This is a genomic window from Rodentibacter genomosp. 1, assembly GCF_001999285.1.
Lineage (GTDB): Bacteria > Pseudomonadota > Gammaproteobacteria > Enterobacterales > Pasteurellaceae > Rodentibacter.
Genome location: NZ_MLHN01000009.1, coordinates 230,933 through 257,625 on the forward strand (window position 1 = coordinate 230,933; position 26,693 = coordinate 257,625).

The window sequence follows — 26,693 nt, forward strand, 5'->3', positions numbered from 1 at the left end:
TTATTGTTTAATTAGAGATCAAAATCCCCAAAATCTTTAGTATCCACTTTAGAATCAATCTGACCGACAAGGTAAGAACTCACTTCTACTTCTTGTGGCGCTACTTGTACGTTATCGGAAACCAACCAAGCATTGATCCAAGGAATTGGGTTAGAACGGGCTTGGAATGGTAATGGCAAGCCAACAGCCTGCATACGGATATTGGTGATGTATTCTACATATTGCACCAAAATATCTCTGTTTAAACCGATCATTGAACCGTCTTTAAACAAATAATCCGCCCATTCTTTTTCCTGTTCCGCTGCGGCGAGGAATAAGTCGTAAGCTTCTTGCTTGCATTCTTCGGCAATTTCTGCCATTTCAGGGTCGTCCTGACCGGCCGCCATAATGTTTAAAATATGCTGTGTACCGGTCAAATGTAAGGCTTCATCACGGGCGATAAATTTAATGATTTTTGCGTTACCTTCCATTAATTGACGTTCCGCAAAAGCGAAAGAGCAGGCGAAAGACACGTAGAAACGAATGGCTTCAAGGGCATTCACACTCATTAAGCAAAGGTAAAGTTGTCTTTTGAGATTGCGTAAGGTAACAACACATTCTTTTCCGTCCACCGTGTATGTGCCTTCACCGTATAGCCCGTAAAGCTGGCTATCACGAATCAAGTCATCATAGTAGGAAGAAATATCTTTTGCACGCTTGATGATTTCTTCATTGGTGACAATATCATCAAAAACGATAGACGGATCATTCACAATATTACGAATAATATGGGTGTAAGAACGGCTGTGAATGGTTTCAGAGAACGTCCAAGTTTCGATCCAAGTTTCTAATTCAGGAATAGATACCAACGGTAACAATGCCACATTTGGACTGCGACCTTGAATAGAATCCAATAGGGTCTGATATTTTAAGTTACTGATGAAAATATGTTTTTCATGTTCCGGTAAAGCCGCATAGTCGATACGATCTTGAGAAACATCCACCTCTTCCGGACGCCAGAAGAAAGAAAGTTGTTTTTCAATGAGCTTTTCAAAAGTCTCATATTTTTGTTGATCGTAACGGGCAACGTTTACATTTTGACCAAAGAACATAGGTTCTTTGAGTTGATCGTTTTTAGTTTGTGAGAAGGTTGTGTAGGCCATTTGGTTTTCCTCTGTTGTAAAAGTGCGGTCGATTTTAACCGCACTTTAAATGGTTGATTAATTAGATCTTACATGCCCCGCCTGCGCAGCCGTCATCAAGATCTTCTTGGGCGTCTTCGGCACCGTCGCGGGTGTTTTGGTAATAAAGCGTTTTTAAGCCGTATTTGTAAGCGGTTAATAAATCTTTTAATAACACTTTCATCGGCACTTTACCGTCTTCAAAACGTTTTGGATCGTAGTTAGTGTTAGCGGAAATCGCTTGATCCACGAATTTTTGCATAATACCCACTAAGTGTAGATAGCCATCATTGCTTGGAATATCCCACAGTAATTCGTATTGCTCACTCAAGTTTTCGTAGTCCGGCACCACTTGTTTTAAGATCCCGTCTTTTGAGGCTTTCACACTCACATGACCACGTGGTGGCTCAATACCATTGGTAGCATTAGAGATCTGTGATGATGTTTCTGAGGGCATTAATGCGGTGAGCGTAGAGTTACGCAAACCAAACTCTTGAATCTCTTGACGCAAACTTTCCCAGTCGTAGTGCAACGGTTCTTGCGTCAGACTATCAATATCTTTTTTATAGCTATCAATCGGCAAAATGCCTTGTGCATAAGTGGTTTCATTGAAATATTCACAAGCCCCTTGCTCTTTGGCTAAATTCATTGAGGCTTTCAATAAATAATATTGAATCGCTTCAAAGGTGCGGTGGGTTAAATCATTCGCACTGCCATCGGAATAACGCACGCCATTTTTCGCTAAGTAATAGGCATAGTTAATCACGCCAATCCCTAAAGAACGGCGGGCAAGGGAACTGCGTTTTGCGGCTGCAACAGGATAGTCTTGATAGTCGAGTAAAGCATCCAATGCTCGAACCGCAAGATCCGCTAATCCTTCTAATTCATCAAGGTTTTCAATTTTACCTAAGTTAAATGCAGAGAGGGTGCAAAGAGCAATCTCACCGTTTTCATCATGAATATGATTTAATGGTTTGGTTGGTAACGCAATTTCTAAACATAGGTTAGATTGGCGTACCGGTGCCAGTTGTGGATTAAACGGCGAATGGGTATTGCAGTGATCCACATTTTGAATATAGATACGACCGGTTGAGGCTCGTTCTTGCATTAACAAAGAGAAAATTTCAACCGCTTTAACGGAACGCTTACGAATGCTTGGATCTTGCTCGTATTTGAGGTAAAGCTCTTCAAATTTATCTTGATCGGCAAAGAAGGCTTCGTAAAGACCCGGTACATCAGATGGGCTGAATAAAGTAATATCGCCGCCTTTAATTAAGCGTTGATACATTAACTTATTTAATTGAACACCGTAGTCCATATGGCGCACACGGTTATCTTCCACACCACGATTATTTTTTAACACCAGTAGGCTTTCAGCCTCTAAATGCCATAACGGGTAGTAAACTGTTGCCGCACCGCCACGCACGCCACCTTGTGAACAAGATTTCACCGCGGTTTGGAAATATTTATAGAACGGAATACAGCCCGTATGGAAAGCTTCACCACCACGGATTTCACTACCCAAGGCACGAATCGCACCGGCGTTTACGCCAATTCCCGCCCGTTGGGAAACATATTTCACAATAGCAGAGGCGGTAGCATTGATGGAATCCAAGCTATCGCCACATTCAATTAAAACACAAGAACTGAATTGGCGGGTTGGCGTTCTTACGCCTGCCATAATTGGGGTTGGTAAGGAAATTTTAAATGTAGAAGTCGCATCGTAAAAACGCTTGATATAGTCCAAGCGGGTTTCCTGAGGATATTTTGAGAATAAACTCGCTGCCACCAATAAATAAAGGAATTGTGCCGATTCGTAAATTTCACCGGTAACACGGTTCTGTACTAAATACTTGCCTTCCAGCTGTTTGACTGCCGCATAGGAAAACGTCATATCACGCCAGTGATCGATAAAGCTGTCCATTTCATCCCATTCTTCACGAGTATAATCGTCTAAAAGGGCGTGATCATATTTGCCCATACGTACAAGTTTTTTTACGTGCTCATATAAACGAGGCGGATCGAAATGACCATAGGCTTTTTTGCGCAAATGGAAAATCGCTAAACGAGCGGCAAGATATTGGTAATCAGGCGTATCTTTGCTGATTAAATCTGCGGCTGCTTTGATGATGGTTTCGTGAATATCAGAAGTACGAATACCTTCGTAAAATTGGATGTGTGAACGTAATTCTACCTGAGAGACGGAAACATTTTCTAATCCTTCAGCCGCCCAAGTAATGACGCGGTGAATTTTATCAAGATTGATTTGTTCTTGCGTGCCATCACGTTTTGTCACCATTAAACTTTTGTTCATAAGTACGAGCCCTATTATTGTTATGATATTTTTTTTGAACACAAGATATAGTGTTCATAAAAGAACGGCACACAAGATAATGTGTTTTTCTATTAGGATCAAGTGATAAATTTTCTCTCAAGATGATTGACAAAAGGTAAGTTATTTAAAAACAAATACTTTTCTAAAGATTATAAATTTTTTAATTTTTTGCTTGAAAAAATGCAAAAAGTGCGGTTGAAAAATCAGGTCATTTTCAACCGCACTTTAATTGATTAGGTAAATGATTTTCAGGAAGATCAGTTTAAATATTTGAACACTTTAACGACTTTTTGTACGCCGCTAATTTTGCTGGCAATGTCTGCGGCGGCGTCCGCTTGGGCTTGCGTGACATTGCCCAATAAGAACACTTCACCATTTTCAGTGATCACCTTCACATCCGTTGATTTCACTCGATCATCTACTAACATTTTGGATTTTACTTGTGTGGTGATCCAGCTGTCTTTGCTGATTTGCCCGATAGTAATTTTAGGGCTTACGCGTAATTCATTATATACATCGGTGACCCCATCCACACCTTTTGCTAGGCTAGTGGCGGTTTCCTTTGTACTTTCACTTGGTACTTGACCGATTAATAGTACCCGTGAGTTGTAAGACACCGCATTTACGCGAGCCTCAGATTTGATTTGTTCATCTTTATCTAAGGCATTTTCGACTTTAAATTCAAGGGTTTCATCATCGACTTGTGTACCCATTGTACGAGGATCCGTTGCTACTTTTGTGCCTGCTGCAGCGCCGCCAAGTACTGCGGCAACACAGCCTTGCAGTAAAACGGTAGCACTTATAATAAATGCCAGTTTTTTAAATGAGGTTAGTTTCATTTTTCTCTCCTTTATTTAAATGAATCAGTCACTTAGTCAGATAAATGCTGAAATAGTTTAGTGTCGATAGGCATTCTATCAAACTCTTGGAAATAATGTTTGATCGATCAGTTCACAAATGGCATTAATCACAAATAAATGATTCTCCAAAATACGGCTTTCTTTGTTGGTAGGAATGGAAATTTCCAAATCCTGTTCTGCTAATAAGCCTTGAATCGCATCATTATTTGAACCGGTTAAGGCAATTACGCTAATTTCTTTGCTTACAGCATTGGCAATGGTATTGAGTACGGCTTTTTCTATGCCGAGCGGGGCAAAGCCAATTAGTAAATCACCGGGTTTTGCTACCGCATTGAATTGATGTTGATAGAGGTTTTCCGGTGAATGATCAAAAACTAATGAAGAACCGACCGCACTTTCTAGGCTGAGTAGGACGGAAGGAAAACTTGGGCGTTCAATATCGTAGCGGTTAAGTAGATTGGAAACCAGAAATTGTGCATTGGCGTAAGAGCGTGAGATGCCACAGGCGATCACTTTATTGCCATTAAGTAAACATTGAATCACTTTTTGGCTAGCATTGGCGATATTTTCCGTCAGTAAACTAGAGGCGGAAATTTGAATTTGTATGCTTTCGCTATAAATGTCTTTAACTTGTTGTAACATAATTGAAAATAAAATTAGTCGAGAAAATTAGGAATCCATTGGATATCTTGTGTCGTTTTGCCGAAAGCAACGAGATCAAAACGGCAATCGGCATCTTCTAAACTGAGATTTTGTTTCGCAAGCCAGAGATTTGCCGCATCAAGCCATTTTTGTTGTTTATGCCAATCGACACTCTCGATAGCCGAGCCAAAGTGTGCGTTTGAACGTTGGCGAACTTCCACAAATACGATAGTTTGCCCATCTTGCATAATAAGATCTAATTCGCCACATTTGAAATACTGATTTGCTGCAATAAAAACCAGTCCTTTTGATTCCAAAAAAAGACGGGCTTGATGCTCAAAGCCCGCTCCTTGTTGACGTTTTAAAGAAAACATCTTAGTTGGCTACCGGTACGACTTGACCATTTTGGTATTGGAACCAAGTCATATCACGTTCTACATTGCAGTTTGATCCTGCACTTAAGATGCCGGTTAAACCGCTTAATTGATAGCCCGGCACTTGGCGTAATTCATTGAAATGATTGATTAATAGCCAAGCATCTGCCCCCATGGCATATAAGCGCATAAGCTGATATTCACTGCCTGTTGAACTCGCTACTTTTTGATATTGTGCGGAGGTTGATTCTTTAAAGAAAGGAATATCGCTAAATTGCACGCCCTCCATTTGTATTGCATATTCTGAGGAATTATTTGCCGTATTGGTACGTGAACTTGCGTAAATTTTCACGTTCGGTAGGCTGTTGGCAAGATAACCTTTCATTTCTGCCAGCTCATCAGGATTAGCGAGCGCATAAAGTGCGGTTGTATTTGAGGCATTTTCTTGGAAGAAGTAAGGTACATCTGCTGTTAAGTTATAGTAACGGATATTGGCATCCGTTGAGGCTAATTGTTGCCAACGAACATTAAAGGCATTGCCGACACGTTGACCTAGCTCATTTTGTGGCATCGCAACAACAGGATTACGTACACCATCATTCCACATTTTGGTGGCGGCAGATTCGGCTTCATCCTCTGGTGATAAACCGTAATAACACATTTGGTTAATGGCTCGGACATTTGGCGTTGCGTTTAATGCCAATACATCGATCCCTTGCACGGATGCAGGGTTATTAATGATTGCCTCAACATTTTGTTTTAAAAGTGGCCCTACTAATGCTTTTACGCCGGATTGTTTGGCTTGTGCGATAATCTCGTCAATGGAATAAGTCGATGAATCAAAAATTTGCACCGGAATGGTGGAATTTCCTTTGGCATCATTAAAGCCGGATAGAATAGTATTGCCTAAAATTTGCCCGTCACCGCTAACCGGTAAGATTAAACCGATTTGTACAAGATTTGTTTGTTGGAAATCTAATAAACTTTGTAATTCTTTTGGGAACAGAGTGGCAGCGGCATGATTTGGATAAGCGCTTTTCCACTGTTGTAGGGCTTGGCTTAATTGCACAGGCTGACGAATATTATCATTATAGGCTTTAATTAAAGTCAGCCAGCCACCTAGTGCCACATTCCCTTCATCTGATGTATTATTGATCACGCCGGTGTTAGCGGAACGTAATAGCGCCCAAGTTTTATCTATATTATCTTGGCGACGTTGCACATCGGAGAGATTTTCATACATTTTGATACGGGATTTTACGGCTTCAATGACATCTTTACGATTTTCAAAAACAGTGGCTTGTGTTTCATAATAACGAGATTTTTGAGAGGCGCTTAGTTTATTTAAATCAATTAAACGTAATTGGCTCTCCGCTACATCGTTTGCGCCTTTGGCAGCTGAAAGACGGCCTTCAATTAATAGACGATCAAGTTTTTGGGCATCATTTAGTTCGCCTAATTCAGATAATATTGCCTCGGATTGGGCAATTTTGTTCTCTGTAATAAATGCGCGCGCAGCGAGTAATTTATAGGTTTCTTTATCTTCAATACTTGGTGTCTGTTCCAATTTGTTCATATAAAATTCAGAACTGGCGTTGGCATCACGTTGAAGTGTTTCGGTGAAGCTGCTACCGAATAAATTGGAACAGCCGGCTAACGCCACTGATAATAAAATTGGTATTAAACGTTTTTTAAAACCTACACCTTGTAATAGAATAGCCATATTCTTTTTTGCTCCATGATGAATGAGTCAATAATAGGGGCGATCTTACTTACCTCAAATCTTAAAAGCAAACAAAAATGAACGATTTAAGTGGAATTTTATATATTGTGGCAACGCCAATTGGTAATTTGCAAGACATTACTCAACGTGCTTTGGAAATCTTTTCCCAAGTGGATTTAATGGCAGCGGAAGACACTCGTCACAGTGGTTTGTTGCTCAGTCACTATGGTATTAAAAAGCCGTTTTTTGCATTACATGATCATAATGAACAAGAAAAAGCTGCTGTTTTGGTAGAAAAACTGAAACAAGGGGTAAATATTGCATTAATATCCGATGCAGGTACACCTTTAATTAGTGATCCCGGTTTTCATTTAGTGCGTCAATGTCGTGAGGCGGGAATCCGTGTCGTGCCTTTACCGGGGGCTTGTGCTGCAATTACGGCGCTATGCGCTTCAGGTATCGCTTCGGATCGTTTTTGTTTTGAAGGTTTTTTGCCGGCGAAAAGTAAGGCACGTAGAGATAAATTAGAAAATGTGGCAAAAGAAGAGCGCACTTTGATATTTTATGAATCTACCCACCGCATTTTAGATACCCTTTCCGATATGCAAGAGGTACTTGGCGAAGATCGCTATGTGGTGCTTGCCCGTGAAATCACGAAAACATGGGAAACGATAGTGGGTGATACCGTAAAAAATTTACGGCAATGGTTAGATGAAGACCCCAACCGAACTAAGGGGGAAATGGTGTTGATTGTAGAAGGTCAACCTAAGCGAGAAAATGAGGGGGAATTTTCTCCTCAAGCGATTAAAGCCTTAACCTTGATTACCCAAGAACTGCCTCTTAAAAAAGCGGCGGCAATTGTAGCGGAATTATATGGTTACAAGAAAAATGCCTTATATCAATTTGGTTTAGAACATTTATAAGCGATTTTTTATTTTACAAAAACTTGCTGTTTTTTGACCGCACTTTTTAGCTAAGTTTTATTTTATAGACCTCGTCTATTTACGGAGAAGAATATGTTAAAACAGGTTTCGGAAAGTTTATTGACTCCAAGTCATTTATCCACCAAAGAATTATTAAATATTTTTGATCTAATGTCGCACCGCAATATTGATTATGCGGATTTATATTTTCAGCTTAGCCAAGATGAAAATTGGGTATTGGAAGACGGGATTATTAAAGAGGGTGGTTTTCACATTGATCGTGGCGTAGGGGTTCGTGCGGTATCCGGTGAAAAAACCGGTTTTGCTTACTCGGATCAAATTAACCTTGCTTCACTGCAACAATGTGCCAATGCAGTGAAGGGCATTGCGCAACGTCAGCAAGGCAACATTATTGTGCCAAATGCACTTAATGCCGTAAATCCGATTATGCGTTATGCTTCCATTAATCCGTTAGAAAGCCTTTCTAAAGAAAAGAAAATTGAATTATTACATTTAGTTGATCGTACTGCTCGAGCGGAAGATCCGCGTGTCACCCGAGTTTCTGCCGGTTTAAGTGCGGTTTATGAAGAAGTATTGGTGATGGCAACAGATGGCACATTAGCTGCCGATATTCGGCCGCTTGTCCGTTTGTCAATTTCTGTATTAGTGGAAGAAAATGGAAAACGTGAGCGGGGAAGTTGTAGTTCCGGTGGACGTTTTGGATTGGATTGGTTCTTTGAAATGGTCGATGGTGATATTCGAGCCATCAATTTTGCGAAAGAAGCGGTTCGTCAAGCCTTGGTTAATTTAGGTGCTGTGGCGGCACCGGCAGGACTTATGCCTGTTGTGTTAGGCGCAGGGTGGCCAGGGGTGCTATTGCACGAAGCGGTAGGGCATGGTTTGGAAGGCGATTTTAATCGTAAAGAAAGTTCTCTATTTACAGGGAAAATTGGTGAATTAGTCACCTCTCCACTTTGTACGATTGTTGATGACGGCACGATTGCTCACCGCCGTGGTTCTCTCACCATTGATGATGAAGGTGTACCAAGTCAATGCAATGTACTCATTAAAGACGGCATTTTACAGGGCTATATGCAAGATAAAATGAATGCCCGTTTAATGGGCGTGAAGCCTACGGGTAATGGCCGTCGAGAATCTTATGCGCATTTACCGATGCCACGTATGACAAACACTTATATGCTGGCGGGGCAGAGTCAATTTGAGGATCTAATCGCTTCGGTAGAGCATGGCGTTTATGCTCCGCACTTTGGTGGTGGGCAAGTGGACATCACTTCAGGTAAATTTGTGTTTTCTACCTCTGAAGCCTATCTGATTGAAAAGGGGAAAATCACTAAGCCGGTAAAAGGCGCAACGCTAATCGGTAGCGGTATTGAGGTGATGCAAAAAATTTCGATGGTGGCAGATCAAAGCGAGTTAGATTTAGGCATTGGCGTTTGTGGTAAAGACGGACAAAGTGTACCGGTTGGCGTAGGTCAACCGGCATTGAAGATTGATGAAATCACTGTGGGTGGTACAAATTAATTGAAAAAATCACCGCACTTTGTTAGGGAGAGGACGTTTTGTTTTTATCTAAGTGATTGGCAAAACGTCCGTTGTGACTAATTTCTCACACAAATTTTTTCAAATTCATCAAAAAATGTTGGGAATGTTTTTGCGGTGCACTTCGGATCAAGAATCGTGACCGGTGAATCTGAAAGTGCGACTAAGGCAAAGCACATTGCCATGCGGTGATCGTTATAAGTCTTAATTTCAGCAGGTTGGAATTGATCTAATGGAAGCGGTTGAATACGAATGAAATCCTCTCCTTCCTCGACTTCAGCACCGATTTTACGCAATTCTGTGGCCATCGCTGTAAGGCGATCGGTTTCTTTTACACGCCAGTTGTAGATATTGCGAATGGTGGTTTCACCTGTTGCAAAAAGTGCGGTGGTGGCGATAGTCATCGCCGCATCGGGAATATGGTTCATATCCATATCAATCCCCTGAAGATTCGCGTTTTCGGCTTGAATAAAATCTTCTCCCCAAGTAATTTTAGCCCCCATTTTTTCTAATACATTAGCGAATAATCGGTCACCTTGGATAGAATTTTTGCCAATCCCGGTCACTTTTACCTTGCCTTTAATGGCTGCGGCAGCCAAGAAATAAGAGGCTGAAGAGGCATCACCTTCTACTAAATATTTCCCCGGGGAGAGATAGGATTGGTTACCTTTAATGTGGAAATGCTGATAGCCTTGATTTTCAACAGTTATGCCAAAATCTTTCATCATAGCCAATGTAATATCAATGTAGGGTTTGGAAACCAATTCACCGATAATCTCAATATCCATATCACTTTCTGCAAGCGGAGCGACCATTAAAAGTGCGGTCAAAAATTGTGATGAAATTGAACCGTCAATTTTTACTTTTCCACCTTTCATACCGGTGTTGCGAATAGCAAGGGGAGGGTAGCCTTCATTTTCTAAATAACGTACATTTGCGCCGGCTTGATGAAGGGCATCCACTAAATGACGAATTGGGCGTTCTTTCATTCTAGGTTCACCGGTGAGAATGACTTCACCTTCTGTTGCGCTTTTCAGACAAAGTGCGGCGGTTAAGGGACGCATAGCTGTCCCGGCATTGCCAAGAAAAAGTGAAAGTCCACCCTGAATATTAAATGCACCACCTAATCCTTCAATTTCACAGATTCTTTTATCTTCAGAAAGTTGATAATTTACGCCGAGTGCTTTAAGGGCGTTTAACATATGACGAATATCATCACTATCAAGCAAATTGGTGACTTTTGTTGTGCCTTTGGCTAGTGCAGCAAGGAGTAATGCCCGATTAGATAAACTTTTTGATCCCGGGAGATTGATGGTTCCTTCTACCGAACAAATAGGTGTAAGCGTGATTTTTTCCATTACAGCACCACCGTCTTATTTTTATAAACAAAAATTTTATCGTGTAATGCAAGGTCAAGTGCTCTGCTTAACACGGTTTTTTCTACATCTCTTCCAGCACGCATCATTGCATCTGCACTGTAGGTATGATCGATATGAATGACATTTTGCATAATAATTGGCCCTTGATCCAATTCATTGTTGATGAAATGAGCGGTTGCACCAATGATTTTTACACCTCGTTCATAGGCTTGTTGATAGGGCTTGGCACCAATAAACGCCGGTAGGAAGGAGTGATGAATATTGATCACGCGGTTTGGATAACGTTCTACAAATTCAGGGTTGAGTACACGCATATATTTTGCCAAGACAATATAATCCGGTGCGTATTCATCAATTTTTTCTGAAAGCAATTTATCATGTTCAATACGCGTTAAACCTTCGTGGCTGATACAATGAAAAGGAATATCAAAACGTTCAACTAACTCTTGTAAATTGCTATGGTTGCCAATTACTGCTGCAATTTCTACATCCAAAGCCCCATAATAATTTTTCATTAAAATATCACCAAGACAATGGGCTTCTTTTGTAACCAAAATGACAATGCGTTTACGTTGTGTACTAATTAAACGACAATTTGTTCCTTTAGGTAAACTATATTTAAGATCTTCAAGTAATGTTGTTTCGTTAAAAATTCCTTCAAGTTCGGTACGCATAAAGAAATGTTTTGTCTCGAAATCAACAAATTCATTATTATGTAAGATATTCAGTTGATGTTTATAGCAAATATTTGTGATTTTTGCGATTAAGCCTTTATCATCCGGACAGTCTGTGAGAAGTATTTTTTTTTCAATCATGATATTAATGCTGCATTTATTGTAATAAAAGAAAAAAGAACCCATAGGAATATGGGTTCTTGAGAATTGAATAATTAGATTTCAAAATCAGATAATGATTGACCAGAGTTTAATGCATCTTGAATAACACTTGGTGTGCGTCCTTGACCTGTCCATGTTTTTTGTTTTCCATTTGTATCGGTATATTGATATTTTGCAGGACGGGGCGCTCGTTTTTGGCGAACACTGGATGTACCAACACCACTGATAATATCCTGTAATTCTTCTATAGTAATTCCTTCTTGTTTCATTAATTCTTTATATTTTTCAATACGTGCTTGACGTTCAATTTCAGCTTTTTGCATTTCTTCCATTTGAACACGTTTTTCTGCAACTGCCTCTTCAAATTTCTTTAATGAGTTTTCTGCTTGTTCTAATGTAAGATCACGTACAACAGAACGAATAGTACGAAGATTGGTAAATGCTTTAATTAAATCAGACATAGTAAACCTCAGTGATATATACAATATGAATTGGGTTATTATAATAACGAAACTCATCTAGAAGGTAAATATTAAATAAGAAAATAAATGACTTACTAATATTGCAAGATTTATATTATTGAGTACTTAATTTAGGTTAACTGAGATTATTTAATAGAAACTATTAGATCTTTTCCATTTTTTCTTGTAATCTTAAATTCCCTATAAAAGTAGAGGTGCGGTTACTATAAGTATTTTTTCTGAGTGGATAACGATGACGAAAAAAGAAAGGAGTCACTGCCGAAATCAGTTAAAAGTCATTTTGACTGGTTGGTAACGTATCTGAAAGGAACGTTACTGTCATAGTGATTAACTATGGAGCGCTACGGTTAGGCTAGTCATTTCAAGTCTATTTTCTGCCGTTGTCTCCATTATTTTTAGGTATAACATAATGGAACTTATCGATTATTCTTCTTCAATTTGGTCTATCCTTCCCGCTTTATTGGCGATTGTATTGGCTATCTCGACACGCCGTGTATTAATCTCTTTAAGTGCCGGTATTTTAGTGGGAGCTTTGATGCTCAATGAGGCTTCAATCCTACCGACATTAACTTATTTGAAAGATAACATTGTCTCATTGGTGTATAGTGAGGGGGCAATTAATTCAAATATGAACATCGTGCTTTTTTTAATTTTGCTCGGCATTTTGACCGCACTTTTAACCGTTTCAGGTAGTAATCGTGCTTTTGCAGAATGGGCTCAATCACGTATTAAGGATCGTCGTGGTGCAAAATTATTGGCCGCATCATTGGTTTTTATCACGTTTATTGATGATTATTTCCATAGCCTTGCAGTGGGGGCAATTGCCCGTCCTGTGACGGATCGTTTTCAAGTTTCCCGTCCTAAATTGGCATATATTTTAGATTCAACAGCCGCACCCATGTGCGTGATGATGCCTGTTTCAAGCTGGGGAGCTTACATCATCACTCTAGTCGCAGGTTTACTTACCACTTACTCCATTACTGAATATACGCCGATGGGGGCATTTGTAGCAATGAGTTCAATGAACTACTATGCAATTTTTGCTCTATTAATGGTGTTTTTTGTGGCTTATTTTTCTTTTGATATTGGTTCCATGGCTCGTCATGAAAAAGCGGCAATAGCACGAGAAAATCATGAGCAGGAAGAAGTATCTGGCGTAAAAGGTCATGTTCGGAATCTTGTTTTCCCTATTTTAGTTTTAATTGTCGCTACGGTTTCAATGATGATGTATACCGGTGGACAAGCTCTTGCTGAAGCAGATTCGCCATTTTCTGTATTAGGTGCTTTTGAAAATACGAATGTTGGGGTTTCTCTCGTTGTTGGTAGCGTCAGTGCGGTTATTATTTCCTCAATTTTAGTTATGTTAGATCGCCAAGTGAGTTTTTCTGAATACGTGCTGAGTTGGGGATTAGGCATTAAATCTATGCTTGGTGCGATTGCGATTTTATTTTTTGCTTGGACAATCAATAAAATTGTGGGTGATATGCAAACGGGCAAATACCTATCTTCCTTGGTTTCGGGCAGTATCCCTGTTCAATTTTTACCGGTTATTTTATTTATTCTCGGTGCTGCAATGGCATTTTCAACCGGTACAAGTTGGGGGACGTTCGGTATTATGTTACCGATTGCCGCGGCGATGGCAACGAATGCTGCGCCGGAGTTGATGTTACCTTGCCTTTCTGCTGTGATGGCAGGCGCAGTATGTGGTGATCATTGTTCACCGGTCTCGGATACTACGATTTTATCCTCGACAGGGGCAAAATGTAATCATATGGATCATGTAACAACACAGTTACCTTATGCCTTAAGTGTGGCAGCGGCGACTTGCGTCGGTTATATCGTTGTTGGCTTTACTAAATCAGGCGTTGCCGGTTTTATTGCAACCGCAATATTTCTAGCTGTACTCGTTTTTATTGTAAAAAAACGTTAAAAATTTAGTTTTATTCAAATAATTAAATAAAAATTATATTTTATAAAATGCGGCTTAATGTCGCATTTTTTTTGATTTTTAAATGCGTGGTTTTTCTTTATGCTATATTTTTATAAATTATTAGTTATTAATTCTGATTTAATGATTTTTTTGTGTTTTTAGGAGACTAGACAAAGATTTTTTTCTTAGTATGATGAAAGAAGATTGAGCAAACGATTGCTCTATTAGTAATGGAAAGTGCGGTCAATTTTAGGAGTGAATGATGAAAAAATTATCCGGTGCAGAAATGGTAGTACAATCACTACGTGATGAAGGCGTAGAGTATTTATTTGGTTATCCTGGGGGGGCAGTGCTTGATATTTATGATGCGATTCATACCCTTGGTGGTATTGAGCATATTCTTGTACGTCATGAACAAGCCGCTGTTCATATGGCAGATGGTTATGCGCGTGCAACGGGCAAGGTGGGTTGTGTGTTGGTGACATCCGGCCCGGGTGCAACGAATGCCATCACCGGTATCGCGACTGCTTATGCGGATTCTGTTCCTATGGTAGTGATTTCAGGGCAGGTAATGAGCCATTTAATTGGTCGTGATGCATTCCAAGAATGTGATATGGTGGGGATTTCACGCCCAGTGGTAAAACACAGTTTTATTGTCAAAAAAGCAGAAGATATTCCGGAAACAATCAAAAAAGCCTTTTATATTGCTTCAACCGGTCGTCCTGGTCCCGTTGTGGTAGATATTCCAAAAGATACGGTAAACCCGAATCATAAATTTCCTTATGAATATCCAAAATCTGTTGAAATGCGTTCTTATAACCCAACGGTAAACGGACATAAAGGGCAGATTAAAAAAGCGCTCAAAGCCTTATTAGTGGCAAAAAAACCGGTGTTATTCGTAGGCGGCGGGGCGGTTGCCGCAGAATGTAGTGAAGCATTAACCCAATTTGCTCAACGTTTGAATTTACCGGTTACCGCATCACTGATGGGATTAGGTGTCTATCCGAGTACGGATAAACAATTCTTAGGTATGCTTGGTATGCACGGGACTTATGAAGCCAATAATGCGATGCATGAAAGCGATTTAATTTTGGGTATTGGGGTACGTTTTGATGATCGTACGACCAACAATCTTGAAAAATATTGTCCAAATGCGAAAGTCATTCAAATTGATATTGATCCGACATCTATTTCTAAAAATGTCCAAGTGGCAATCCCCATTGTTGGCAATGCCAAAAATATCTTAGATGAATTTTTAGGTTTATTAGGTGAAGATGGGGGGAATCGCCCACAAAATCATCTTGAAGACTGGTGGAAACAAATTAATGAGTGGAAAGCCAAAAACTGCTTGGATTTCGACCGCACTTCAGGGGTGATTAAACCTCAACAAGTGATGGAAGCCGTTTACCGTATTACTCATGGTGAGGCTTATGTCGCTTCGGATGTTGGACAACATCAAATGTTTGCGGCATTGCATTACCCATTTAATCAACCGCGTCGCTGGATCAATTCTGGTGGGTTAGGCACGATGGGCTTTGGTTTACCTGCTGCATTGGGGGTAAAACTTGCGCAACCAAACGCAACGGTAGTATGTGTGACGGGGGATGGTAGCATTCAAATGAATATTCAGGAATTATCCACCGCAACGCAATACGGTATTCCTATTGTCATTATTTGTTTGAATAATCATTTTTTAGGTATGGTAAAACAATGGCAAGACTTGATTTATTCGGGACGGCATTCGCAAACTTATATGAATTCTCTTCCGGATTTTGTGAAATTGGCAGAATCCTATGGACACATAGGAATTAAGATTGCTACACCCGATGAGTTGGAAAGCAAATTAGAAGAGGCATTTAAACTTAAAAATAAGCTCGTCTTTGTCGATATTAATGTTGATGAAAGTGAACATGTTTACCCAATGCAAGTGCGTGGTGGTGCAATGAATGAAATGATTTTAAGCAAACCTCAAGAGGAGAAAGCATAATGCGTAGAGTATTATCTGTTTTATTAGAAAATGAATCCGGCGCATTATCGCGCGTAGTCGGTTTATTCTCTCAACGGGCATTTAATATTGAAAGCCTGACTGTTGCCCCAACGGATGATCCCACTTTATCAAGGATGACCATTGAAGCCGTAGGCGATGAACAAGTGCTTGAACAAATTGAAAAACAACTGCATAAACTTGTGGATGTCTTTAAAGTGATTAATCTCAGTGATCACGAACATGTTGAACGTGAGGTTTTATTGGTAAAAATACGTGCAACAGGCGCATCACGTGATGAAATTAAACGTCTTGCCGATATTTTTCGCGGTCAGATTGTGGATGTTACGCCTAAATCTTATACCGTTCAATTAACAGGGACGAAAGATAAACTTGATGCTTTTGTTAAAGCGGTGAAAGAAGAAACCACTTTGTTGGAAATTGTTCGTTCAGGTTTGATCAGTTTATCACGTGGAGAGAAAAATATTCTCTAGGAAAAAGTGCGGTTGATTTTCTCCGCATTTTCATGGCTATCATAACTATATGATTAAAAGGACGCAGCTTGGCGTCCTTAATGATTGGATTTTTAAAAATCACTTCATTATTCAGGTTTCGCTTCCTTGATCGGCGCATTATCTAAGACATCCCATAAACTGCCACGGGGTTCAGTTGGCGTAGGGCGGGGAGCTGTATCATAAGATGGCATAGTAGTTGAGGTACTGCAAAAACTCTGCCCTTTATTTGCCCATACAGGAATAGCACGGTTACTGCCACAATCCCAACTACCATATTGATTAATCCCAACCCATTTTATCGCCGCGGGCTTTTGCAGTTTTAATTTTTCAATGTAAACACGATTGAGATAGTCTTTATAAATTTGTAGTGCACCGGATGCGCCGGTCAGTTTAGTTTCACCGTTATCATCACGCCCGAGCCAAATGGTACTTACATTTCGTCCGTCAATACCGACAAACCATGTATCACGTGCGTCATTTGTGGTACCGGTTTTTCCGGCTAAATGAAGATTCGCATAGTCATTTTGTAAACTGCGCGCTGTGCCTCGTTCCACGGTTTGTTGCATCGCAAATAAGGTTTGGAAGGCCGCTTCTTGGGAGACGACTTGTTCAGCCTCTTTTTTATGCTGATAAATTAGATTACCTTGGCGATCTGAAATGCTATCCACGGTAGTTAAATCAATTCTTCCACCTTGGTTGGCGATGGTTTGATAGAGTTTCGTCACATCGTAAGGGGAAATAGCGTAAGAACCAAGTAACATTGCCGGCACTTTAGGGATTGCTACATTATCCCAACCCATCGCTTTTTGTGTATCAATCACCTTATTTAAACCCACTTTCATACCAATATTAACAGTCGGAATATTTAAAGAACGGGCAAGGGCGTCCATCAGCATGATCGAACCGCTATATTTACGATCATAGTTACGCGGCTGCCAAGGTGGGCTACCTTTTACGTTAATAGTAATCGGTTGATTATTAATCGGCGTGTTGAGACGGAATTGCTCAGGATAAGAAAGTGCGGTCAAATAAATAGAAGGTTTGACCAATGATCCTATTTGACGTTTCGACATTAATGCCCGATTGAAACCGGCATATTGGGTTTGTAATCCACCGACAACGGAGCGAATTTCACCGGTACGATAATCTGCCACAATCATTGCCCCTTCCAAATAAGGATTCTTCGTTGTTACTTGTAATTTAGAAACCGTATTGACTACGGCATTTTCCGATTGTTCTTGCTGTTTGAGATCCATCGTTGAGAAAATACGTGCACCGAGTAGGCTAGCGCTTTTATGTTCACCCACTAAACGGCGTAAATCTGCCCTTAGTGTTTGAATAAAGGCAGGATATTTGCGTGAAATTTGCCCCTTAGTCTGCACGCCAAGAGGGCGGTTGCTAAGTAATTCGTAAAGTTCATCACCAATCATTTGATGATCGAGCATTAGTTTTAACACGACATTACGGCGTTTAAGGGCATTTTGAGGATTTCGCCACGGATTAAAGAGAGAAGGGCCTTTTACCATCCCTACGAGTAAAGCAATCTGATCGAGACTGATTTCACGAACCGAACGGCCGAAATAAAACTGACTGGCAAGTTCAAAACCGTGAATTTGCGTATCGCCGTTTTGCCCAAGATAAATTTCATTAAGATAGGTTTCGAGGATACGATTTTTATCGTAACGCCAATCTAAAATCAGTGCCATGATCGCTTCGTTAGCTTTACGGGCAAGGGTGCGTTCGCTAGATAAAAAAAGATTTTTAACTAATTGTTGGGTTAATGTGCTACCGCCTTGTACCGTTTGACCGGCACGAATATTGGTGATCAATGCGCGCATAATCCCAATGGGATTAATGCCGTGATGGTCATAAAAACGGCGATCTTCCGTTAAAATGAGCGCATCAATTAGTAAACGAGGATAATTTTGCAGAGGAATGGCAAGACGATCCTCGTTGTCTGATTCCAACATTGCGATAAGTTTTGGCGCAAGACGAAATTCATCAATAGCTTGAACAGTGACAAGATCTTCAATTCGACTTAATTTATTGTCTGTAAAACGCAAGCGTAATACTCGCTGCGGTTCCGGTTTATCGGGGAAAGGGAAGGCACGGCGTAAAACAACTATTGTATTATCTTCCAATTTGAAATCGCCGGGAGCGGCAACCATCGTGGTCTGGCGATATTCATTATCCAATAAAATTTGAACGACCTCATCAAAACTGAGGTCATCGGAAATTCTGACGCTTTCAATTCGGCTATATACTTCAGCGGGTAAACGCCAAATTTGCCCGTCCATTTTGGCTCGAATTTGCCAATCTAAATAACCGCCATAAAAAGCCGTGAGCACAGCTGTTGTGAATCCGGCTTTGAATAGAAATATTTTGCAAGTATGACGCTTGCTTGGTTTCGATTCTTGGCTTTTTTCTTGTTTGTTGTTTTCTGCGGTCATTGTTGCTATGCAATAAAATCAAGGTAGGATTTAAGGAAATGAATAAAATCAGGCGTGCCACAAAAGGCGATACTTTCTTCATCATAGTAATGGAAATCCTCTTCTAAGATTTCATCGGATTCCATCATTAGGTTATTGGCACGTACCATCACTTCATCAGCATTTAAAAAGAGCGTATATTCCGTACCAATCAAGCGGGTTTCTTGATTCTCAGTTAGTTGCTGAGCGGTAGAAAGTGCGGTCAAAATCGATTGTGGATTTGACCGCACTTCCGTATTGAACCAATTGGCAAGGGCAATGTGTTCCATTGAACATTTAGCCGTAATATTGCCCAAGTGAGAAGTAAATTGAAAATCCATATTAAATACTGAAAGAGGATCCGCAACCACAAGTACTGGAGGCATTTGGGTTATTGACGATAAAGCGAGAACCTTCTAAGCCTTCCGTATAATCGACGGTACCACCGATCAAATATTGCAAACTCATTGGGTCAATCACAAGTTGTACGCCGGATTTTTCGATAGTTAAGTCTCCTTCATTTACTGTTTCATCAAAGGTAAAACCATATTGGAAACCGCTACAACCCCCACCGGTAATATAAACACGGAGTTTAAGATTGTTATTTTCTTCTTCGCTAATTAAACTTTTTACTTTATTGGCAGCTGCATCGGTAAATATAAGCGGGACGGCAAGATTATCTGTCATATTATTTTCCACTTTCCTAAATTTGAATTGGGGCTATTATCCAATAACCGACTAAGGCATTCAAGATTTTTCACGGAAATCGTGCTACAATTCGCAACATTGTTATGTTCAAATAGCGAGGAATAAAATGGCAATTCCATTAAGAACTGAAGAAGAAATTGTAAAATTACGTGAAGCGTGTAAATTGGCTGCAGATGTATTGGTCATGATTGAGCCTTATGTTAAAGCAGGCGTTACAACGGGGGAATTGGACCGTATTTGCCACGAGTATATGGTCAATGAACAAAAAGTGATTCCGGCTTGCCTAAATTATCATGGTTTTCCTAAGGCAACTTGTATTTCTATTAACGAGGTGGTTTGTCATGGTATTCCAAGTTCGGACAAAGTGCTGAAAAATGGTGATATTGTCAATATTGACGTGACGGTGATAAAGGATGGCTATTTTGGCGATAACTCAAAAATGTATGTTGTGGGAGAAACCAATATTCGTAGCCAAAAATTAGTGGACGCGGCACAAGAGGCGCTCTATGTTGGTTTACGTACGGTAAAACCGGGTATTCGCTTAAATGAAATCGGCAAAGCGGTGCAAAAATATACGGAAAGCCAAGGTTTTAGCGTGGTACGGGAATATTGTGGACATGGTATTGGTACAGAATTCCATTGCGATCCGCAAGTGTTACATTATTATGCCGATGATGGTGGGGTGATTTTAAAACCGGGTATGGTGTTTACCATTGAACCGATGATTAACGCCGGTAAGAAAGAAGTCCGTGTAATGGGGGACGGCTGGACGGTGAAAACCAAAGATCGTAGCCATTCTGCACAATATGAGCATCAAATTGTGGTGACAGAAATCGGCTGTGAAGTAATGACGATTCGTGATGAAGAAATTCAAGAAGGTCGGATTCAACGTCTTATGGTGAATATTTAAATTAATTATGAAAGCCCACTTTGGTGGGCTTTCCTTTTATAATGTGTATCAAATAAATTTAATTGAGATCGTTATGCTTTTCCCTTTCGATATTCATTCTCCTCTCACCCCAAGTGCGGTCAAAATTCAGCGTGAAAATCTTAAACAATTTGAGCTGAATAATTTTTCACAATATTCTGTTTTCGAACTGATCGAAAATCGCACGGATTTTTATGATGCTTTATTGCAACGGCTATGGATTCAAATTGGGTTGGATAAACAACCTCAACTTTCTCTCATTGCCGTTGGTGGCTATGGGCGGCGGGAAATGTTTCCACTGTCAGATTTAGATTTCTTAATTCTCACTGCGCAAATTATGTCTGTCGAAATAGAAGAAAAGGTCGTGCAATTTGTTCAGTTTTTATGGGATTGTGGTTTTGAAGTCGGACATTCAGTACGTACGCTGGCACAATGTGAGAGTGAAGGGCGGGAAGACATTACGATTGCAACAAATTTGTTTGAAGCCAGATTTCTCGCGGGAAACCGACCGCACTTTGAATCGCTTTGTAAACGGGTGAAAGCCGATAATTTTTGGTCAAAAGAAGCCTTTTTTAATGCGAAAGTGCAAGAACAAACCGAACGTTATCAGCGTTATCACAACACGAGTTACAATCTTGAACCGGATATTAAATACAGCCCCGGTGGTTTGCGGGATTTGCATTTGTTGTATTGGGTGGCATTGCGTCATACAGGGGCTCAGACCTTGGAGACAATTTTAAAAAGCGGTTTTATTTATCCGCAAGAATATCAACAGTTACAAGAAAGTCGGGCGTTTCTGTTTAAAATACGGTTCGCTTTGCATCTTATTTTGAAACGCTATGACAATCGTTTGTTATTTGATCGTCAAATCAGAGTGAGTGAATTACTCGGTTTCAAAGGGGAAGGAAATCAAGGCGTAGAAAAAATGATGAAACAGTTTTTCCAGTCGCTACAGCGTATTTCCCTTATCAGCAATCTTCTGATTCAGCACTATCGAGAACATTTTTTATCACCTCATTATGATGTATTTATTCATCAATTAGACGATGATTTTGAATTGATAAATAAACGTTTATGCTTGCGTAATCCGAATTTATTTTTTGAACAACCTGAACGTATTCTTGATTTATTTTTTTATTTAACCCGGTTTGAACAAGCAACGGTTCATTCCGAAACTTTACGTAAGCTACGCCTTGCTCTAGAACAATTGCCACAAAAATTGTGTGAAATTCCCGCCGCACGTGAAAAATTTTTACGTTTATTTAATCAGAAAAATGCCATTTCTCGAGCTTTTGTTCCTATGCATCAATATGGTGTCATGACGGCTTATCTCCCTCAATGGCAGACAATTGAAGGACTTATGCAATTTGATTTATTCCATATTTATACAGTGGATGAACATACTTTACGGGTGATGTTAAAACTGGAAAGTTTTTTATTGGAAGAAAATGCCGCTGAGCACCCTATTTGTCATCGTTTATTTAGCCAATTTTTTGACCGCACTTTGTTGTATATTGCCGCATTATTTCACGATATTGCGAAAGGGCGAGGAGGCGATCATGCAGAACTTGGTGCGGTAGATGTGATGGAGTTTGCCCAATTACATGGTTTTGATCGACGTGAAACGGATACCTTGAGTTGGTTGGTGAAGGCACATTTGCTTATGTCCGTTACCGCACAACGGCGTGATATTTATGATCCGGAAGTGGTGATGAAGTTTGCGGAAGAGGTACAGAATCAAGTACGACTAGATTATTTAACCTGCCTCACAGTTGCAGATATTTGTGCCACTAACAGCACCCTTTGGAATAGTTGGAAGCGATCGCTTTTTTCTTCTTTGTATCATTTTACTCAACAGCAATTCAGTCAGGGTATGGTGGAATTATTGGATTACTCGGAAAAATCAGAAGAAAATCGCCGCTTGGCATGGCAAATCTTGCAATCCTCATTGCTCTCTATTTCTGAGGAAACTGTCCTGCTATTATGGGGGCGTTGCCCTGAGGAGTATTTTCTACGTAATACGCCTAAACAAATTGCGGGACATACGGCATTGTTGGTGGATTTTTCCGGTGAATTACTGGTGAAAGTGACAAATCGTTTTTCTCTTGGCGGAACAGAAGTGTTTATTTATTGCCAGGATCAGCCACACTTATTTAATAAAGTGGTGACGACCATCGGGGCGAAAAAATTCAGTATCCATGATGCGCAAATTATCACGGCACAAGATGGCCACGTATTCGACAGTTTTATCATTACAGAACTTAACGGCAATTTAGTCAAATTTGATCGTCGCCGTGAATTAGAAGGGGCGCTGACAAAAGCATTACAAAGTGAAAAAACGTTGTTATCCTCAATGGTTTCCAATCGCCAATTACAGCATTTCAGTGTGAAAACAGATGTTCGTTTTTTACATGAAAATAAAACGGAGCATACGGAAATGGAATTGATTGCATTGGATAAACCGGGCTTATTGGCAGAGGTGAGTCAAATCTTCAATGATCTTCAGATAAATTTGCTGAATGCTAAAATTACGACCATAGGTGAAAAAGCGGAAGATTTTTTCATCTTAAAAAATAAAGACAATAAAGCCTTAACATTGGCAGAAAGAGAAACGCTGCGTCAGGTTATTGAGCAAAAGATTAAATAAGACGGTATTATGTAGCAAATGTACAAAAGTAGAAATTTCAATGATATGTAGAGACACACTGCGTGTGTCCGCTTATAACATATTGAAATACGGACACACTCAGTACGTCCCTACCCTAAAAACAGATTTGCGCAACTGCGACATAATACCGAAATAAGAAAAAAGTGCGGTGAAATTTGACCGCACTTTTGAGGATTAGCGAAGGGAAGCAAAAGCAATATCGGCCGCTTCCAGTGTTTTGGCAATGTCTTTATCGGTATGAGCAAGAGACATAAAGCCGGCTTCAAATGCTGATGGGGCAAGATAGACACCCAAATCAAGCATCTTATGGAAGAAAATTTTGAATTTTTCCGTATCACATTTCATGACTTCGGCATAAGAGGTTACTTCTTTTTGATCGGTAAAGAAAATACCGAACATTCCACCTACATAATTGACGACAAATGGAACCTTGTGTTTTTCTGCCAACGTTTTTAAACCTAAACAAAGTTTTTCGGTTTTTTCAGCGAGCTTTTGTTCGTTCCCCGCCATTTTTAATTCATTTAAACAAGCTAAGCCGGCTGCCATGGCGATAGGGTTACCGGATAAGGTCCCCGCTTGGTAAACCGGGCCTGTTGGCGCAAGATATTCCATGACGGCTTTTTTTCCGCCTACAGCTCCCACAGGCATTCCCCCGCCAATAACCTTCCCAAGCGTAGTGAGATCAGGTGTAACACCATAATAAGCTTGCGCTCCTGCAAGTGCCACACGGAACCCCGTCATCACTTCATCAATGATGAAAAGTGCGCCATATTTGTCACAAAGTTCACGCAAGACTTGCAAGAAACCGGCTTTAGGTGGAATGCAATTCATATTACCCGCAACGGGTTCAATAATGACGCAAGCAATGCTATCAGGAAATTGTTCAAATAATTGCTTAACAGAATCTAAATTATTGTATTCGGCAGTAAGGGTATGTTTGGCAAAATCTTCAGGCACGCCCGGAGAACTTGGTTGACCGAGTGTGAGTGCACCGGAACCTGCTTTGACTAAAAGTGAGTCGGAATGGCCGTGGTAACAACCTTCAAATTTTAAAATTTTATCCCGACCGGTATAACCACGGGCAAGGCGAATAGCAGTCATCGTTGCTTCAGTGCCGGAGCTCACCATTCTCACCATTTCAATAGAAGGCATCAGTTCGCAAACCAATTCAGCAAGATCAATTTCTGAAGGTGTAGGTGCGCCGAAACTTAACCCATTTTCTGCCGCTTTCAATACGGCATTTAAAATAGTGGGGTGGTTATGTCCTAAAATCATTGGCCCCCAAGAACCCACATAATCAATATATGGTTTGCTATCCGTGTCGTAAATATAAGCACCTTGTGCTTTTTGAATAAATACCGGTGTTCCTCCTACACCTTTAAACGCCCGAACGGGGGAATTGACACCACCGGGAATAATTTGTTGTGCACGAGAAAAAAGTGCGGTTGAATTTGTCATTGTTTTTCCTTGAATATAAAAAAGTGACGCTATTGTACTTAAAAATACTGGCTTTGTTAAAAATATCTTTCTTGCTAAATTTTCCTTATGTTATCCTTTACAAAAAATGATGAAGGTCAATCTATGTTAAGTCTTATTGTTACTTTTCTTGGTGCATTTCTGACCTTAATGGTTATGCGCCCTATTGCGAATAAAATCGGTTTGGTGGATAAACCCAATTATCGTAAGCGTCACCAAGGCGCAATTCCTTTAATTGGCGGCGTATCCCTTTTTATGGGAAATCTCTGTTATTACTTAATGGAGTGGGATCAACTTCGTCTCCCTTATTTATATCTATTTAGTATTTTCGTGTTGCTTGCCATTGGAATCTTAGATGATCGCTTTGATATTAGCCCTTTTTTACGGGCCGGAATTCAAGCTGTGCTGGCTATTTTGATGATCGATCTCGGCAATGTTTATCTTGATCATTTTGGACAAATTTTAGGGCCTTTCCAATTAACCCTTGGTTCTATTGGGCTAGTGATTACAGTGTTTGCTACCATTGCGATTATTAATGCCTTCAATATGATTGACGGTATTGATGGGTTACTTGGTGGATTATCTTGTGTCTCCTTTGCTGCGATTGGGATCTTAATGTTTCGTGACGGGCAAATGGATATGGCACATTGGAGCTTTGCCTTGATTGCTGCAATACTACCTTATTTAATGTTAAATCTCGGCATTCCGTTTGGCCCAAAATACAAAGTCTTCATGGGGGATGCAGGAAGTACGTTGGTGGGTTTTACGATCATTTGGATTTTATTGTTAAGTACCCAAGGTAAAGGGCATCCAATGAATCCTGTCACGGCACTTTGGGTGATTGCAATACCACTGATTGATATGGTGGCGATTATTTACCGTCGTTTGAGAAAAGGGAAAAGCCCGTTTCGACCGGATCGTTTGCATGTACATCATTTAATGGTGCGGGCGGGGTTAACATCTCGCCAAGCTTTTCTCTTAATTACTTTAATGTCCGCTATTTGCGCAACAATTGGTATTCTAGGTGAAATTTACTATATCAATGAATGGGTGATGTTTATTGGATTCTTTGTCTTGTTCTTTCTTTATGTTTATTCCATTACAAGAGCATGGCGGATTACTCGTTTTGTACGAAGAATGAAACGTAGAGCAAGAAAGGCGAAAATATAGTAGGGATAGTAGTACATAAATAATAGTAGAACGTTTTTAAAGTGAGCGGAATATTTACAAAATCTATACAAATTGAATAAAAAACTATCTTTCAAGAAAAAATTAAAAAAAAGTGCTAGACAAGGAATATTGAAATCATTAATATACGCCCCGCAACGACGCAGTACGCGTTCGTAGCTCAGTTGGATAGAGCGTTGGCCTCCGGAGCCAAAGGTCGCAAGTTCGAATCTTGTCGAGCGCGCCAGAGTCAATGCAATGAAAACGAAGTTTATGGTGGCTATAGCTCAGTTGGTAGAGCCCCGGATTGTGATTCCGGTTGTCGTGGGTTCAAGTCCCATTAGCCACCCCATTAAATGTCGGCGAGTAGCGCAGCTTGGTAGCGCAACTGGTTTGGGACCAGTGGGTCGTAGGTTCAAATCCTATCTCGCCGACCACTTTTGCTCTTTAACAACGAATCAGACAATCTGTGTGGGCACTTGTTGATTGACTTATTAAAATATTTTAATTTTGAAGTCTTAATAGGTGCTGAAACTAGAAATTCATATTACTTTAAGTGATGTATTATTATAGCT

General features: G+C 40.2%; 21 protein-coding genes, 3 tRNA genes and 1 riboswitch. Of the genes, 11 read left to right on the forward strand and 13 right to left on the reverse strand.

Annotated elements, in window-relative coordinates; genetic code table 11:
• Positions 1-11 precede the first annotated feature (11 nt).
• The 6 genes from nrdB to BKK54_RS06290 all read right to left on the reverse strand — a co-directional run bounded on the left by nrdB (position 12) and on the right by BKK54_RS06290 (position 7,094).
• Positions 12-1,142, reverse strand: a complete 1,131-nt coding sequence (nrdB, locus tag BKK54_RS06265; RefSeq protein WP_077542266.1) for a class Ia ribonucleoside-diphosphate reductase subunit beta — start codon at positions 1,140-1,142, stop codon at positions 12-14.
• A gap of 61 nt (positions 1,143-1,203) precedes the next feature.
• A complete protein-coding gene (gene nrdA / locus BKK54_RS06270) occupies positions 1,204-3,474 on the reverse strand; it encodes a class 1a ribonucleoside-diphosphate reductase subunit alpha (RefSeq protein WP_077542267.1) in 2,271 nt (756 codons plus the stop codon).
• A 278-nt stretch (positions 3,475-3,752) separates the two neighbouring features.
• Positions 3,753-4,334, reverse strand: coding sequence for a division/outer membrane stress-associated lipid-binding lipoprotein (gene dolP, locus BKK54_RS06275; protein WP_077542268.1), 582 nt, complete (start codon positions 4,332-4,334; stop codon positions 3,753-3,755).
• A 78-nt stretch (positions 4,335-4,412) separates the two neighbouring features.
• Positions 4,413-4,997: a D-sedoheptulose-7-phosphate isomerase gene (locus tag BKK54_RS06280; protein ID WP_077542269.1), complete on the reverse strand. Its 585-nt coding sequence runs from the start codon at positions 4,995-4,997 to the stop codon at positions 4,413-4,415.
• Positions 4,998-5,011: 14 nt separating this feature from the next.
• Positions 5,012-5,371 carry a YraN family protein gene (locus BKK54_RS06285; protein WP_077542270.1) on the reverse strand — a complete coding sequence of 120 codons (360 nt, stop codon included), beginning with the start codon at positions 5,369-5,371 and terminating at the stop codon, positions 5,012-5,014.
• 1 nt (position 5,372) lies between these two features.
• Positions 5,373-7,094 (reverse strand): penicillin-binding protein activator, encoded by a 1,722-nt coding sequence (locus BKK54_RS06290; RefSeq protein ID WP_077542271.1) that lies wholly within the window; start codon positions 7,092-7,094, stop codon positions 5,373-5,375.
• A 77-nt stretch (positions 7,095-7,171) separates the two neighbouring features.
• Here BKK54_RS06290 and rsmI point away from each other — a divergent pair, with 77 nt between their 5' ends.
• Together rsmI and tldD are read left to right on the forward strand one after the other, a co-directional pair.
• Entirely contained in the window at positions 7,172-8,017 is an 846-nt protein-coding gene (rsmI, locus tag BKK54_RS06295; protein WP_077542272.1) for a 16S rRNA (cytidine(1402)-2'-O)-methyltransferase, read from the forward strand.
• 93 nt (positions 8,018-8,110) lie between these two features.
• Positions 8,111-9,559, forward strand: coding sequence for a metalloprotease TldD (gene tldD, locus BKK54_RS06300; protein ID WP_077542273.1), 1,449 nt, complete (start codon positions 8,111-8,113; stop codon positions 9,557-9,559).
• Positions 9,560-9,636: 77 nt separating this feature from the next.
• On the opposite strand, the gene aroA is transcribed toward tldD, so the two are convergent.
• From aroA to BKK54_RS06315, 3 genes are all read right to left on the reverse strand, one after another.
• The gene (gene aroA, locus BKK54_RS06305; protein ID WP_077542274.1) at positions 9,637-10,935 is read right to left on the reverse strand and encodes a 3-phosphoshikimate 1-carboxyvinyltransferase; all 1,299 of its coding nucleotides are present in this window, start codon (positions 10,933-10,935) and stop codon (positions 9,637-9,639) included.
• Positions 10,935-11,771, reverse strand: a complete 837-nt coding sequence (gene purU, locus BKK54_RS06310) for a formyltetrahydrofolate deformylase (RefSeq protein WP_077542289.1) — start codon at positions 11,769-11,771, stop codon at positions 10,935-10,937. The genes aroA and purU overlap by 1 nt, the downstream gene beginning before the upstream one ends.
• A 74-nt stretch (positions 11,772-11,845) precedes the next feature.
• Positions 11,846-12,253, reverse strand: a complete 408-nt coding sequence (locus BKK54_RS06315; protein WP_077542275.1) for an H-NS family nucleoid-associated regulatory protein — start codon at positions 12,251-12,253, stop codon at positions 11,846-11,848.
• A 202-nt stretch (positions 12,254-12,455) separates the two neighbouring features.
• Positions 12,456-12,626: riboswitch (Lysine riboswitch) on the forward strand.
• A 57-nt stretch (positions 12,627-12,683) separates the two neighbouring features.
• Here BKK54_RS06315 and BKK54_RS06325 point away from each other — a divergent pair.
• The 3 genes from BKK54_RS06325 to ilvN all read left to right on the forward strand — a co-directional run bounded on the left by BKK54_RS06325 (position 12,684) and on the right by ilvN (position 16,682).
• Positions 12,684-14,204, forward strand: coding sequence for a Na+/H+ antiporter NhaC family protein (locus BKK54_RS06325; protein WP_077542276.1), 1,521 nt, complete (start codon positions 12,684-12,686; stop codon positions 14,202-14,204).
• 262 nt (positions 14,205-14,466) lie between these two features.
• A complete protein-coding gene (locus tag BKK54_RS06330; RefSeq protein WP_077542277.1) occupies positions 14,467-16,191 on the forward strand; it encodes an acetolactate synthase 3 large subunit in 1,725 nt (574 codons plus the stop codon).
• Positions 16,191-16,682, forward strand: a complete 492-nt coding sequence (gene ilvN, locus BKK54_RS06335; protein ID WP_077542278.1) for an acetolactate synthase small subunit — start codon at positions 16,191-16,193, stop codon at positions 16,680-16,682. Before BKK54_RS06330 ends, ilvN begins: the two co-directional genes overlap by 1 nt.
• Positions 16,683-16,789: 107 nt before the next feature.
• On the opposite strand, the gene mrcB is transcribed toward ilvN, so the two are convergent.
• From mrcB to erpA, 3 genes are read right to left on the reverse strand one after another with little or no spacing between them, the layout of a single operon-like run.
• Entirely contained in the window at positions 16,790-19,153 is a 2,364-nt protein-coding gene (mrcB, locus tag BKK54_RS06340) for a penicillin-binding protein 1B (protein ID WP_077542279.1), read from the reverse strand.
• A gap of 5 nt (positions 19,154-19,158) precedes the next feature.
• On the reverse strand, positions 19,159-19,512 hold the full coding sequence (locus BKK54_RS06345; protein ID WP_077542280.1) for a YacL family protein: 354 nt from the start codon (positions 19,510-19,512) through the stop codon (positions 19,159-19,161).
• A 1-nt stretch (position 19,513) separates the two neighbouring features.
• The gene (gene erpA / locus BKK54_RS06350; protein ID WP_077494827.1) at positions 19,514-19,858 is read right to left on the reverse strand and encodes an iron-sulfur cluster insertion protein ErpA; all 345 of its coding nucleotides are present in this window, start codon (positions 19,856-19,858) and stop codon (positions 19,514-19,516) included.
• Positions 19,859-19,985: 127 nt separating this feature from the next.
• Between erpA and map the strand changes: the two genes are divergently transcribed.
• Together map and glnD are read left to right on the forward strand one after the other, a co-directional pair.
• Positions 19,986-20,789, forward strand: a complete 804-nt coding sequence (map, locus tag BKK54_RS06355; RefSeq protein WP_077542281.1) for a type I methionyl aminopeptidase — start codon at positions 19,986-19,988, stop codon at positions 20,787-20,789.
• A gap of 73 nt (positions 20,790-20,862) precedes the next feature.
• Positions 20,863-23,454 (forward strand): bifunctional uridylyltransferase/uridylyl-removing protein GlnD, encoded by a 2,592-nt coding sequence (gene glnD / locus BKK54_RS06360; RefSeq protein WP_077542290.1) that lies wholly within the window; start codon positions 20,863-20,865, stop codon positions 23,452-23,454.
• A 195-nt stretch (positions 23,455-23,649) separates the two neighbouring features.
• Here glnD and hemL read toward each other — a convergent pair whose 3' ends face one another.
• Positions 23,650-24,933, reverse strand: a complete 1,284-nt coding sequence (gene hemL / locus BKK54_RS06365; protein WP_077542282.1) for a glutamate-1-semialdehyde 2,1-aminomutase — start codon at positions 24,931-24,933, stop codon at positions 23,650-23,652.
• Positions 24,934-25,056: 123 nt separating this feature from the next.
• On the opposite strand from hemL, the gene wecA reads away from it, so the two are divergent.
• The 4 genes from wecA to BKK54_RS06385 all read left to right on the forward strand — a co-directional run bounded on the left by wecA (position 25,057) and on the right by BKK54_RS06385 (position 26,555).
• Positions 25,057-26,121, forward strand: coding sequence for a UDP-N-acetylglucosamine--undecaprenyl-phosphate N-acetylglucosaminephosphotransferase (gene wecA, locus BKK54_RS06370; RefSeq protein ID WP_077542283.1), 1,065 nt, complete (start codon positions 25,057-25,059; stop codon positions 26,119-26,121).
• 167 nt (positions 26,122-26,288) lie between these two features.
• Positions 26,289-26,365 (forward strand) — tRNA-Arg (locus BKK54_RS06375).
• Positions 26,366-26,394: 29 nt separating this feature from the next.
• Positions 26,395-26,470, forward strand: a tRNA-His gene (locus BKK54_RS06380).
• A gap of 8 nt (positions 26,471-26,478) precedes the next feature.
• A tRNA-Pro gene (locus BKK54_RS06385) sits at positions 26,479-26,555 on the forward strand.
• The last annotated feature ends 138 nt before the right edge of the window (positions 26,556-26,693 follow it).